This is a genomic window from Allobosea sp. P4_H5 (assembly GCF_056400825.1).
This window is the reverse complement of record NZ_JBFUKM010000001.1, coordinates 86,700-98,979: the sequence shown is the minus strand read 5'-3', so window position 1 is coordinate 98,979 and position 12,280 is coordinate 86,700. Positions and strand designations below refer to the sequence as shown.

11 protein-coding genes are annotated in these 12,280 nt (G+C 67.0%); 3 read left to right on the top strand and 8 right to left on the bottom strand.

Features of this window, described 5'->3' with window-relative positions; genetic code table 11:
* Position 1: 1 nt before the first annotated feature.
* The 8 genes from AC1DS0_RS00485 to AC1DS0_RS00450 all read right to left on the bottom strand — a co-directional run bounded on the left by AC1DS0_RS00485 (position 2) and on the right by AC1DS0_RS00450 (position 8,147).
* Positions 2–1,072: an LLM class flavin-dependent oxidoreductase gene (locus tag AC1DS0_RS00485; protein WP_476812451.1), complete on the bottom strand. Its 1,071-nt coding sequence runs from the start codon at positions 1,070–1,072 to the stop codon at positions 2–4.
* Positions 1,073–1,376: 304 nt separating this feature from the next.
* Positions 1,377–2,714 carry an MmgE/PrpD family protein gene (locus AC1DS0_RS00480; RefSeq protein ID WP_476812450.1) on the bottom strand — a complete coding sequence of 446 codons (1,338 nt, stop codon included), beginning with the start codon at positions 2,712–2,714 and terminating at the stop codon, positions 1,377–1,379.
* Entirely contained in the window at positions 2,711–3,568 is an 858-nt protein-coding gene (locus AC1DS0_RS00475; RefSeq protein WP_476812449.1) for a nitrilase-related carbon-nitrogen hydrolase, read from the bottom strand. The genes AC1DS0_RS00480 and AC1DS0_RS00475 overlap by 4 nt, the downstream gene beginning before the upstream one ends.
* A gap of 58 nt (positions 3,569–3,626) precedes the next feature.
* Positions 3,627–4,517 (bottom strand): glycine betaine ABC transporter substrate-binding protein, encoded by an 891-nt coding sequence (locus tag AC1DS0_RS00470; RefSeq protein WP_476812448.1) that lies wholly within the window; start codon positions 4,515–4,517, stop codon positions 3,627–3,629.
* A 37-nt stretch (positions 4,518–4,554) separates the two neighbouring features.
* Complete coding sequence (locus AC1DS0_RS00465) at positions 4,555–5,283, bottom strand: ABC transporter permease (RefSeq protein WP_476812447.1); 729 nt, start codon at positions 5,281–5,283, stop codon at positions 4,555–4,557.
* Position 5,284: 1 nt separating this feature from the next.
* On the bottom strand, positions 5,285–6,391 hold the full coding sequence (locus AC1DS0_RS00460) for an ABC transporter ATP-binding protein (protein WP_476812446.1): 1,107 nt from the start codon (positions 6,389–6,391) through the stop codon (positions 5,285–5,287).
* Positions 6,388–7,041 carry an ABC transporter permease gene (locus tag AC1DS0_RS00455; protein ID WP_100958945.1) on the bottom strand — a complete coding sequence of 218 codons (654 nt, stop codon included), beginning with the start codon at positions 7,039–7,041 and terminating at the stop codon, positions 6,388–6,390. Before AC1DS0_RS00455 ends, AC1DS0_RS00460 begins: the two co-directional genes overlap by 4 nt.
* A 113-nt stretch (positions 7,042–7,154) precedes the next feature.
* Positions 7,155–8,147, bottom strand: a complete 993-nt coding sequence (locus AC1DS0_RS00450) for a GlxA family transcriptional regulator (RefSeq protein WP_476812445.1) — start codon at positions 8,145–8,147, stop codon at positions 7,155–7,157.
* Between the two features lie 186 nt (positions 8,148–8,333).
* On the opposite strand from AC1DS0_RS00450, the gene AC1DS0_RS00445 reads away from it, so the two are divergent.
* The 3 genes from AC1DS0_RS00445 to AC1DS0_RS00435 all read left to right on the top strand — a co-directional run bounded on the left by AC1DS0_RS00445 (position 8,334) and on the right by AC1DS0_RS00435 (position 12,264).
* Complete coding sequence (locus AC1DS0_RS00445; protein ID WP_476812444.1) at positions 8,334–9,572, top strand: aromatic ring-hydroxylating oxygenase subunit alpha; 1,239 nt, start codon at positions 8,334–8,336, stop codon at positions 9,570–9,572.
* Positions 9,569–10,624: an FAD-binding oxidoreductase gene (locus AC1DS0_RS00440; protein WP_476812443.1), complete on the top strand. Its 1,056-nt coding sequence runs from the start codon at positions 9,569–9,571 to the stop codon at positions 10,622–10,624. The genes AC1DS0_RS00445 and AC1DS0_RS00440 overlap by 4 nt, the downstream gene beginning before the upstream one ends.
* 254 nt (positions 10,625–10,878) lie before the next feature.
* A complete protein-coding gene (locus AC1DS0_RS00435) occupies positions 10,879–12,264 on the top strand; it encodes an RNB domain-containing ribonuclease (protein ID WP_476812442.1) in 1,386 nt (461 codons plus the stop codon).
* Positions 12,265–12,280 lie beyond the last annotated feature (16 nt).

The window sequence follows — 12,280 nt, the reverse complement described above, 5'->3', positions numbered from 1 at the left end:
TTCAGCTCCGCAGCAAGGGCAGCAGCTGGCCGCCCTGCCGCCTGATCTCAGGCAGATAGGGTGTGTCCGACAGGACGAAATGGCTGATGCCGAGGTCGCGATACTTGCGCAGCGAGCGCGCGACGTCTTCGGCCGAGCCGACCAGCCAGGTGGTGCCGGCCCCGCCGCCGCCGAACTTGCCCGGCGTGGTGTAGAGATTGTCATCGAGCACCTCGCCGCGGCCCTGCAGGTCAAACAGGCGCTGCTGGCCCACAGCGACGCCGCGCCGGTGGTCGTTCCAGCCGCCGCCCTTGCCTTGCGCCATTTCGGCGACCTTGGCCTGCGCTTCAGCCCAGGCCTGTTCCGTAGTGTCGCGGACGAAGGTGGTGATCCGAAGCCCGAATTCGAGCGGCGGCAGGTCGCGGTCAAGATCGCGGCTCAGGGCCTTCAGCCGCTCGATCCGCTGACGCACATCGTCGAGCGGCTCGCCCCAGAAGAGCTGGACGTCGGCTTCGGTCGCAGCCACCCGCTCGGCTGCATCGGAAGCGCCGCCGAAATAGAGCCTGGGATGGCGCCGCTCACCGCGCCGTTCGATACGCGGCACTACGGTCGATCCATCGACGCGGAAATGCTCGCCGGCGAAGTCGACATTCTCTTCAGTCCAGAGCCTGCGAACCAGGCGCATGAACTCCCGCGTGCGACCATAGCGATGCGCCTGGTCACCCTCGCTGTCGCCATAGGCGGCGAGATTGTCCTTGCCGGAGACAATGTTGATGCGTACGCGCCCGCCAGTCAGGTGGTCGAGCGTCGCCACGGCGGAGGCGAAGTTCGCCGGCCGCCAATAGCCCGGGCGGATCGCGATCAGCGGCTCAAAGCTGGTGGTGCGTGCCGCGAGCGCAGCCGCCACCGTGAAGGTGTCGGGCCGGCCCCAGCCGGTGCCGATCAGCGCGCCCTTCCAGCCATGCTCTTCCAGAGCCCTGGCGTGGCTGGTCAGCGTCTCCAGGCTGTTATGGCCCTCACCCGCGGAATCGCCGCGATGACCGGGCTCGACGACATTGGGGATGTACCAGAGGTATTCGGATTCAAGGCTCATATCGTCGTGTCGCAGTCGGCTGGTCAGCAAGTTTGCGGCTCACCCGAAGACAGCATCGGGCGGCATTTGCGCGTGCCCCAGACTGCGCGCCCGCTCAGCGCCACGTCAATGAAACATTCTTTCAAAAGAACGATACAGATGGAATAACGACCTCCGCTTTTGCCCGAAGGGAGAAAGCCGTCCTCAATCGTTTCATTTTTCGGCGAATGTCGGGAAAGCGGGCTCCGGGAACGCGATCTGGAGCGCCGGTGCATCCCGGCAATCTCCCAGCGCTCGCAGGTGTTAAGCCGCAAGGCACCCCGCTTCAGATGGGCGCAAACAGGCCGCCGCAGAGGTGCCCGGCCGTGGAACCTTCGGCGAGGATCATGCAGCCATGGCCGAGCTGAGCGCTGCGCTCACTGCCGAGCAGGGCTGCAGACACGTTGAACTTCGCCAGCAGATCGGCATCTGCCAAAGGACGCCCCCGGTCGCCGCGGGCGGTCATGGTCTCGGATTCGACGATCTGCCCCGATTTCAGGACGATGCGCAGGCGCGCCAGTCTCTCCGCAGGGAAACGCCGGGAGAACTCGGCCGCTTCGACCAGCCTTATGCGTTGCAGCATATCCTGGATCGCGGGATCGGCGAGGCCACCGCCGCCGATCTCCTCGGCGCCAAGCCGCCCGCGGACGATGAAGGCGGCCAGCGGGAAGCCGATCGCGTACTGTGCCATCTCCGTCGATGCAGGCAGTTGCGCGCCAAGGCGTACAGCTTCGTGGAACGTCTCGACCTCGATCAGATCGATGTCCGATGCCTCGAAGTCATGCCTGCCAAGAAGGCTGCTCGCCGCCTCGATCGCCGGCTGCGCCCAGCGGCAGACCGGCCAGGGCTTGAAATACTGGTCGAGGATCAGCCAGCGCTCGCCAAGATCGGCCCAGATCGCCGCCTGCCCGGGTGCCTCCATGGTGATCGCCGGTGCGCCCGTGAAGCCGTCCTTCGCCAGATAGGCAGCGCTGACGCCGGCGAGCGCCCCCCAGCCCGAGCCATCCTTGACCATGGTCGGATGGTCGATGCAGCGCATCATCTGGCTACGCGGACCGTGATATTCGGCGATGCCCAGCGCATGGCGGGTGCGCTCGCGGTCGAGACTCAGCAGACGAGCCGCGACGGCAGTACAGCCGAGCGCATTCCAGGCGCCGGAGGTGTGATAGTCGCAGGCGCTGGCATGCAGGGCGATGCCGGCGCGCGTCGCGATCTCGTAGCCGAGGACGAGGCCGGTCAGCAGAGCCTCGCCATCGAGACCCTTGTCCTCGAGCAATCCCTCGGCGTCGGCGATCGCGAACAGTGCCGGCAGGATGGCGACGCCGGCATGGCCCTTGGTCAAGGCGTGGCCGTCATGGGCGTCGAAGGAATCGATCGTCGTTGCACCGGCGAAGGCCGCGCCGGCCGCGCTCGCCCGGCGCCCGTCGAACAGCAGGCGTGCGCCCTTGCGCCCGGCACCAAGATGATCAACCGCGAAATCATACGCGATGCGCGAGAGTTCGGTTTGCCGACCACTGACGGCGACGCCAACGAGATCGAGCAGGCAGCGGCGGGCCGGGTGAACCACTTCGGGCGGCAGCTGCGCGAAACTGAGGCCGTGGATGAAGTCGATCGGGCCGGTCATGAGCTGATACTTTCGCTTTTCGAGATCAGGCTGCGCAGCAACGCCTCGACCAGTGCGGGGTCGCTGTCGCGGGCGGTCGGCAGGCGACGCCGCGCCGTTTCGCCGTTGGATTGCGAGAGCTCCGCGACGATCAGCTCGGGGCCAGTTCCCGCTCGCGCCAGCTCATGGCCGGACGCATCGAGGATGCGCGATCCGCCCCAGAACGCCGCACCGCCGCGCCTGCCGCAGTGATTGGCGAAGAGCGTCGGCAGGCCATAGGTCATCGCGGTATGAGCGAGGTTGATCGCCCAGCCGTGCGGATTGTCAAAGCCGTCGCCGACCGCACCGAGCGCCGAGGCGGCCGGGAGCAGCAGCAGATTGGCGCCGCCGAGCGCGGCGAGCCAAGGCAGTGCCGGGTTCCAGGCATCGGCGCAGATCAGCGTGGCGGTGCGCCAGCCCGATGCCAGCTCGATCGATGAAAGATCGCCGCCTCGGGCATAGACGCGGTCCTCGCGCAAGGCGCCATAGCCCGGCAGGTTGAGCTTGCGATGGATCGCGAGCAACTTGCCGTCGCGGAAAAGGCCTTGGCTGTTGAAGAAGCGGCCCTGCTCGCCGCGCTCGATGAAGCCGGCCGAGACCGTGATACCGTCAGCCGCCTCGGCGAGGCGCGCGAGCAGGTCGGCATCTTGCCCGAAGGCTAGCGCCTCGCAGTCGGGCGCTGCGAGATAGTCGGTCAGCGACAGCTCGGGAAAGAGCAGCAGCTCTGCGCCCTCCCCGCGCGCCCTCGTGATGGCGTCAAGATGTGCGGCAAGGTTGGCGGAAAGATCGGCCGCCTCGCAGTGGATCTGAGCGACTGCGACCTTCAGCGTCGACATTGAAGCCTCGCGGAGCAGCCGGAGGCACAACGAGCCTCCGGCCCCGGTCAGGGGTGGGTCAGACCAGCGACTGCGCCTTGAGGAAGCCGGCGGCGACCTCCTCGATGCTCTTCTTGTCGACATCGACGGAGGCGTTGAGCCTGGCCATCGTCGCATCGTCGAGCTTGGCGGAGAGCCCGTTCAGCAGCTCGGCCAGCTTCGGGTTCTTGTCGAGCGTCTCCTTGCGGACGACAGGGGTCATCGCATAGGTCTGGAAATAGCCCTTGGTGTCGGTCAGGATGACGAAATCGAAAGCCGGGACGCGCCCATCGGTAGCGAAGACGAGGCCGACATCAACCTGACTGTCGCGCAGCGCCTGATAGATCAGGCCGGTATCCATCCGCACCACGTTCTCGCGGCCGAAGTCGAAGCCATAGGTCTTCTGCAGCGGGGCGAGCCCGTCGGGACGGGCGTAGAACTCGGCGTTGCAGCCAAGCTTCAGGGCCTGGCCGGCCTTCAGCTTGCTTGCGAGATCGTCGAGCGTCTTGACGCCCTTGGCCTCGGCGTCCTTCTTGCGCATGGCGAGCGCATAGGTGTTGTTGGCCGTGGACGGGTTGAGCCAGACGAGCCCCTTGGCGGCGTCGAGTTCCTTGACCTTCGCATAGGTCGCGGCCGCATCCATCTTGTCGGAGACCTTGTTGAAGGTGATCAGCGAGGTGCCGGTGTATTCCCAGTAGAGGTCGATCTGTCCGGCTTCCTGGGCCTGGCGCAGCGGCGCGGTGCCTAAGCCGGCGCGCTTGTCGACGGTGAAGCCCTTGGCCTTGAGCAGCTGCGTCGTCATCTCCGACATGATCTGCTGCTCGGTGAAATTCTTGCCGCCGACGACGATGGTCTGCGCCTGCGCGGCGAGCGGCAGGGCGGCGAAGGCCAAAGCGGCGGAAGCGAGCCTCAGGAAACTGCGCTTGTGCATGGTCGTACTCCCCTGTTCTGGTTGTGTTGACCGCTGCTCAGCGCAACGGGTTGACGCCTTTCGGAACCAGCCAGAACTGGATCTGGCCGATCAGGAAATCGACGAGCACAGCAAGCAGCGCCGTCGGGATCGCGCCCGCCAGCAGCATGCTCGGCTCCATCAGGTCGATGCCGGTGAAGATGAGTTCGCCGAGGCCACCGCCACCGATCAGGAAGGCCAGCGGCACGGTGCCGATATTGATGGCGAAGGCGGTGCGCACGCCTGCGAGGATGACGAAGACGGCGTTGGGCAGTTCCACCCGCCGCAGGATCTGGCCGGACGTCATGCCCATGCCGCGCGCCGCCTCGATCAGATGCTGCGGCACCGAGCGCAGGCCGGCGATGGTGTTGAGCACGATCGGCAGCAGCGTCAGCACGAACAGCGCGAACACCGCGGGCGGCGAGCCGATGCCGAGGAAGGACATCGCGATCGCGAGCAGAGCGAGCGTCGGGATCGTGGTGCCGAGATTGACGACCTGCGTCACCGCATCGGCGAAGATCTCGAAGCGCGGGCGCGTCAGCAGGATGCCGAGCGGGATGCCGACGGCGAGCGCGATCGCGCCCGACATCGCGGCGAGCGCGAGATGCTGGCGGATGAGATAGGTGACGTCCTGCGCATGGCCGAGGATGGCGGGGATGGTGCCGCGCGCCTGCAGCCAGGCGCCGAGCGCGAAGGCGCCGAAGACGACGAGCCAGCGAAGCGTCCCTGCCAGGCCCGCGCGCGCCATCTCAGCTTTCCCGATAGGTCGCGCCGAGCACCTGGGTGATGCTCTTCTGGGTGACATAGCCCTTGTAGAAACCGTCATCGTCGACGCAGGCGAGCCAGGTCACGCCATGGGTGAACATCTGCGAGACGGCGGTGCGCAGGTCGTCGCGGATGTTGACGACGCCGGGCAGCGGCTCCTGGTGCTCGCCGACTGTGCCCTTGCGCTCGCGCACCTCCTCCAGCCGCACCACGCCGCGAGCCCGACCGCGCGGCCCGACCATCACGATCGCGACATGGCCGTGCTCCTCCATCAGCCTGACGGCGGTGTCGAGCGTATCCTCGGCGTGCACGCGCGGCGGCTCGGCCATCATCGCGTCGGTGACCTTGATCAGCCGCAGCCGCTTCAGGGTCCGATCGGAGCCGACGAATTCGGAGACGAAGGCATCGATCGGATGGGCGAGGATGTTGTCGGGCGTGTCGTACTGGATCAGCTTGCCGTCACGGAAGATCGCGATGCGGCTCGCCATCTTCACGGCCTCGTCGATGTCGTGGCTGACGAAGACGATGGTCTTCTTCAGCTCCGCCTGGAGCTTCATGAACTCGTCCTGAATCACCTCGCGGTTGATCGGGTCGATCGCGCCGAAGGGCTCGTCCATCAGCAGCACGGGCGGGTCGGCCGCGAGTGCGCGCACCACGCCGACGCGCTGCTGCTGGCCGCCGGAGAGCTGCTTGGGATAGCGCTTCAGGAAGACGGACGGATCGAGATTGACCATGTCGAGCAGCTCGGAGGCGCGCTTGCGCGATTTGCCCGCCGACCAGCCGAGCAGGTCCGGCACGACGCAAATGTTCTCCTCGATCGTCATGTTGGGGAACAGGCCAATCTGCTGGATGACGTAGCCGATCGAGCGGCGCAGCGTGACCTCGTCGACACCGGCCGTATCCTTGCCGTCGACATAGATCCTGCCCGACGTCGGCGGGATCAGCCGGTTGATCATCTTCATCGTCGTGGTCTTGCCGCAGCCCGAGGGGCCGAGCAGGACGCAGACGGCGCCGGCCGGCACCTCCATGTCGATGCGGTCGACGGCGATCATCGTGCCGAAATGCTTGGAGACCTGCTCGAGACGGATCATTTCAGCTTCAATCCCGGCGAGGTGAGCAGGCGCTGTGCGAAGAGCAGTCCGTAATCGGCGAGAATCGCGAGCAGGCTGACGGCAATGGCGCCGGTCAGGAGCTGGCGGATGTCGGTCTGCGAGATGCCGCGCGAGATGAAGGTGCCGAGTCCGCCGGCGCCGATATAGGTCGCGATCGCGGCGATCGCGATGTTCAGCACCACGGCGCTGCGCACCCCGTTCAGGATCACCGGTAGCGCCAGCGGCAGCTCGACCCGGCGCAGCCGCTCCAGCGTGGTCATGCCCATGCCGCGCGCGGCCTCGCGCAGCGCCGGATCGACATTCATGATTGCCGTATAGGTGTTCCGGATGATCGGCAGCTGCGCGTAGAGGATGAGCGCGATCACCGCCGGCAGGTAGCCGATGCCGTGACCGATGGTCGAGAGCAGCGGGATCAGGAGGCCGAACAGCGCGATCGAGGGGATCGTGATGATGATCGAGGCGATGTAGAGGACGAGGTCCGCCGCGCGCTTGCTCTGGGTGATGGCGATGCCGGTCGGCACGCCGGTCAGGATCGCGACGCCGACCGAGACGGCGACCAGCGAGACATGCTCGAGCATGCGCTGCCCGATCACCGGAAGGTTCGCCATGATGAAGGCGATCGTCTCCACTTTCGTCCCCTCGCAGCGGTTTTCCGCCTTTTCGAGGGAAAGTGTCGATCAGAACCGTTCCAGCCTCGGGCCGGGAATGCGACATCGCATGTCGCGCTTGCGACCTGCCGTGCTCAGCTGGTCAAGGCCGGCGCCGCCTCCTCGCTCGTCGGCCGCCCGCGCAGCTGGCTCGGCCGCACACCCTGCAGCTTCTTGAACCAGTGGGCGAAATGCGAGGTCGAGGTGAAGCCGGCCGCGATCGCGACCTCGAGGACCGGACGGTCGGAATAGAGCAGCAGCTCGCGCGCACGGTCGATGCGCAAGGAGAGATAGTAGCGCGCCGGCGAAGCCTGCAGATAGCGCAGGAACAGCCGCTCGAGCTGGCGCGGGCTCATGCCGACCTTCTCGGCGATCTCGGCGATCGAGATCGTATCCTCGACATGGCGCTGCATCAGCTTGAGCGCGTTGCGCACGGCCGGCGGCAGGCTCGACATCCGCTCCAGCCGGCCGCCGCTCTGGTTGTCGCGCTCGTCGCGGATGCGGTCATGGTGGAACTGGTTGGCGACGCGGCGGGCGAGATCGGCGCCATGGCGCTCGGTGATCAGGTGCAGCATCAGGTCCATCGCCGCAGAGCCACCCGAGCAGGTCATCCGATCGCGGTCGATCTCATAGAGCTTGTCGGTGCAGACGAGATCGGGGAACTCCTCCTGGAAGGCGGGGCGGTTCTCCCAGTGGATCGTCGAGCGATAGCCGTCGAGCAGGCCGGCGCGCGCCAGCAGATAGGTTCCGGTCGAGAGCGAGCCGACACGCACGCCGCTGCGCGCCGCCTTGCGCAGGATGGACAGGTAGCGCCGCTCATCGACCGACTGGATGCGCAGGCCGCCACAGACAAAGAAGTAGTGCGAGCCCGGCAAGGCGGTCTCGGCCGCCTCGGCCGGGATCGGAATGCCGTTCGACGCGGCGAGGACGCCGCCATCGAGGCTCGCCAACCGCCAGCGCCAGGCCTCGCGGTCGACCAGGCGGTTGAGCGAGCGCAACGGCTCGATGGCCGAGGCGACGCTCATCATCGAGAAGCCCTCGACGAGCAGCAGCGTGACGATCTGGGTACCGGCGGGCGCCTCGCTCATCATGCCTCGACCTCCTCCCCTGATGATCCCGCCTGGAACCGATCCAAGGAAAGCGGATTTCCGACATTGTTGCAATGAAAGCGACATGCCCTCGTCGCAAAGCTTGCCGGCGAGGTCGGAATGCTCCGGCCTCCTTCCCCTGCGGCGGCGCAAAATCACGGCTCTCCTCCGCAGGGTCTTCAGCCCATGATCGATCGCGACCGCATCCGCCAGCTCCTCGCCGAGCGCCGCGAGGGCTTCAGCCTGCCGCAGGCCTTCTATGTCGATCCGGCGATGCACGAGACCGACATCAAGGCGGTGTTCGAGACCGACTGGCTCTTCGCTTGCAATGCCTGCGAGATCAGGAAGCCGGGCGACTACCTGACCCTGACCATCGGCGAGAACCCGGTCGTGGTGCTGCGCGACCGGGACGGGCAGGTGCGCGCCTTCCACAACAGCTGCCGCCATCGCGGCTCGCGCATCTGCGGCCTTGAAAAGGGCCGCGCCAACCGGCTCGTCTGCCCCTATCACCAATGGGTCTACGAGCTCGACGGCTCGCTGCTCAACGCCCGCCAGATGCCGGCTGATTTCGACCGCTCGGCCCATGGGCTGAAACCCGTCCATGTCGAGGTGATCTGCGGCATGGTCTATATCTGCCTCGCCGAGAGCCCGCCCGACCTGACGCGCTATCGCGAGGCGGTGACGCCCTATATCGCGCCGCACATGCCGGAGCGCACCAAGGTCGCCTTCGAGATGACCCTGATCGAGGACGCCAACTGGAAGCTCGTCATCGAGAACAACCGCGAATGCTATCACTGCGCCGGCAATCATCCGGAGCTCCTGGTGACGCTGGTCGAGTTCGCGCTGCCGGACGATCCGCGCGGGCCGGCCGAGTTCAAGGGGCTGATGGAGCGCAAGACGGCGAAATGGGATGGCCTAGGCCTGCCCCATGCTCCTGTCGATGGCGGCCAGGAGTTCCGCTGCATCCGCTTGCCGTTCCATGAAGGCGCCCTCTCCTTCACCATGGATGGCGGGCCGGCCTGCAACAAGCTGCTCGCCGACTTCACCGAGCCCGATCTCGGCTCGGTCCGGATGTTCCGGGTGCCGAACAACTGGAACCACTTCCTCGCCGACCACATCCTGCATTTCAGGGTGCTGCCACTCTCGCAGGACAAGACGGCAGTGCGCACGACCTGGCTGGTGCACGAGGATGCGGTCGAGGGTGTCGACTACGACATCCAGCGACTGACCGAGGTCTGGATCGCGACCAACGCGCAGGACGCCGAGCTCGCAGCGGTGAACCATGCCGGTATCCGCTCGATGGGCTACCAGCCCGGTCCCTATGCCCCAACCGAGTTCATGCTGACCAATTTCACCAACTGGTATGCCGGCAAGATGGCCGCCTATGCCGGCGAGCCCGCGCCGTTCAGGATCGCCGCCGAATGAGCCTGGACAGTCTCGAAGCCCCAGCCGCAGCTGCCCCGGCAGGCGATCTGCTGCAGCTCACCGTCGCCGAGATCCGCGACGAGACACATGATGTGAAAACTTTCACCTTCAGGCCGGAGGGTGGCGTACCGCGCTACGCTGCCGGCCAGTCGATGACGCTGAAGCTTTCGATCGATGGCGAGACGCTGTTCCGCACCTTCTCGCTCGCCTCGGCACCGGATGCGTCCGGCACGATCGCGATGACGATCAAGGCGCATGCCAAGGGCCGCGCCACTCGCTGGCTGCACGATGAACTCGTGGTCGGCGCACGGCTCGAAGGCCGGCCGCCGAAGGGCCGCTTCACCATCGACAGCCGCACCACCGACAGGATCGCTCTGGTTTCGGCCGGCTCCGGCGCAAGCCCGTTGATGGCGATGCTGCGCCACCTCGCTGCGACCAAGCCGGATATCGATCTGCACTGGCTCCATGCCGCACGGACGCCACGCAACATCCTGTTCGCCCGCGAGCTTGCCGAGCTGCAGGCGCGGATGCCCAATCTCAAGGTCGCGATGCTCGCCAGCCGGCCGGAGCCCGGCTGGTTCGGCTTCGCCGGCCGGCTCGGGCGGCGGCTGGTCTCGGTCGCACTGCCGGATTACGGGCGCCGCGAGGTCTTCTGCTGCGGCCCGGCCGGCTTCATGGAGGAAGCGCGGCTGATCCACGCTGCCGAGGGCGGCGCCCGCGAGCTCTTCCATGTCGAGCATTTCGGCGCCGTCGCAGCCGTGACGCCGCCGCCAGCACCGGTCGATGCACCGGCCGGGGGTTATGCAGTCCGACTCGGCGACAAGCGCTTCAACGCTCAGCCGGGCGAGACGCTGCTGCAGGCCGCGACGCGCCAGACCATCGTCATCCCCTGCGGCTGCGCCTCGGGGATGTGCGGCACCTGCCGGGTCACTCTCGTCGAGGGCTCGGTCGAGATGCGGCACGACGGCGGGATCTCGCCGGACGAGGAGGCGCAGGGCTACATCCTCGCCTGCTCCTCGCGCCCGCGCTCGGATGTTACGATCGCGTTGTAGGACGCGCTGCTGGCGTTACGGCGAAGCGCCCCAGAGGCATGGATCGCCCCTTTCAACGCGATGACTGAAGCCCTTGGCGCACCGAGCCTCCTGCGCACAGGCTGACCGGCGTACCAGCACCACTCGGGATTGCGCAGGAAGCTGGGGATTGGCCTGCTGCTCCGCGTCGCGCTCGGGTAACATAGCCATTGGCAAAGTCCTTGGCCGGCACCTTCGCAGCCTGCCGAACGACAGGTGGAGGCCGGCAGCACGGCATGAAGACGCTCATCGACTCCACCCATGCGCTGATCGGCGGACTGGCCGCGATCCGCCGGCAATTCAGCGTAGCCGCCCAGTTTCCACCTGAAGTCCTCGCCGTAGCGAACGCTGCAGGCGGGCGCGTCCCGACCGAGCATGCCGATCGCACCGAGCGGCGCTTCGTCACGCTGGACCCCGCGACCTCGACGGATCTCGACCAGGCCTTCGCGATCGAGCGCAGCGGCAACGACTTGCTGCTGCACTACGCCATCGCCGATGTCGCCTGGTTCGTCGACGATGGCGACGCGGTCGACCGGGAAGCCTGGCGCCGCGGCACGACGATCTACCTGCCGGACGGCAAGGCCGGGCTGTATCCGCCGGCCCTGACCGAGGGCGCAGCGAGTCTGCTGCCGGCGGTCTCCCGGCCGGCCGTGATCTTCACGACCCGGGTCGACGCGGACGGCAATGTCCATCTCGACGGCGCCGAGCGGGCCGTCATCCGCAGTACGGCCAAGCTCGCCTATGACAGCGTCCGCGCCGCCGACCTGCCACCCGATTTCGAGGAGCTGTCCCGCCGTATCGAGGCTGCTGAAAGCCGGCGCGGCGCCGCGCGCGTCGACCCACCCGAACAGGAGGTCAGCGCTCTCGGCGACGGCCGCTACCAGCTGACGTTCCGGCCGCGGCTGCGAAGCGAGGAGCAGAATGCGGCCTTGTCGCTGGCCAGCAATCTCGCCATCGCCGACGCGCTGCTGGCAGCCCGTACCGGCCTGTTCCGGGTCATGCCGGAGCCGGATGAGAAGGCCGTCCAGCGCCTGCGCCACACCGCGCAGGCTTTGGGATTGTCATGGCCGGAGATGGAGCCCCTCGTTCAGTTCGAAAAGACGCTGAACCTCGCCGACAGCAGACATGCGGCCTTCATGCTGGCGGTGAGGAGGGCCAGCGGCGGCGCGAGCTATGTTCCCTACCGCGAAGGCACCCTGCCCTGGCATGCGCCGATGGCCGCGAGCTATGTGCATGCCACGGCGCCGCTGCGCCGGCTGGCCGACCGCTATGTCGTGCGTGCCGCCCTGGCGGTCGCAAACGGCCAGCCGGTGCCGCCGGCGGTATCGGCCGCATTCGAACAATTGCCCCAGGTGATGGCGCGGGCCGACGCCCGCGACGGCCAGATCGACCGAGCCGTGATCGACCTGGCCGAGGCTGTGATGCTGAAAGGCAGTGAAGGCACCACATTCAAGGCCGTGGTGACCGATGCGGACGAGCACGGCCTGCGCATCCAGCTCTGCGACTTGCCCGTTGTCGCGCGGGTTCGCGGGCAAGGTGGCAGCCCGGGCGATGCGATCCAGGTCAAGCTGACCGCCGCCGATCCCGCGCGCCACATGGTCACCTTCGAACGAGAGGGTTGAGCGCGAGCGCCTCGCC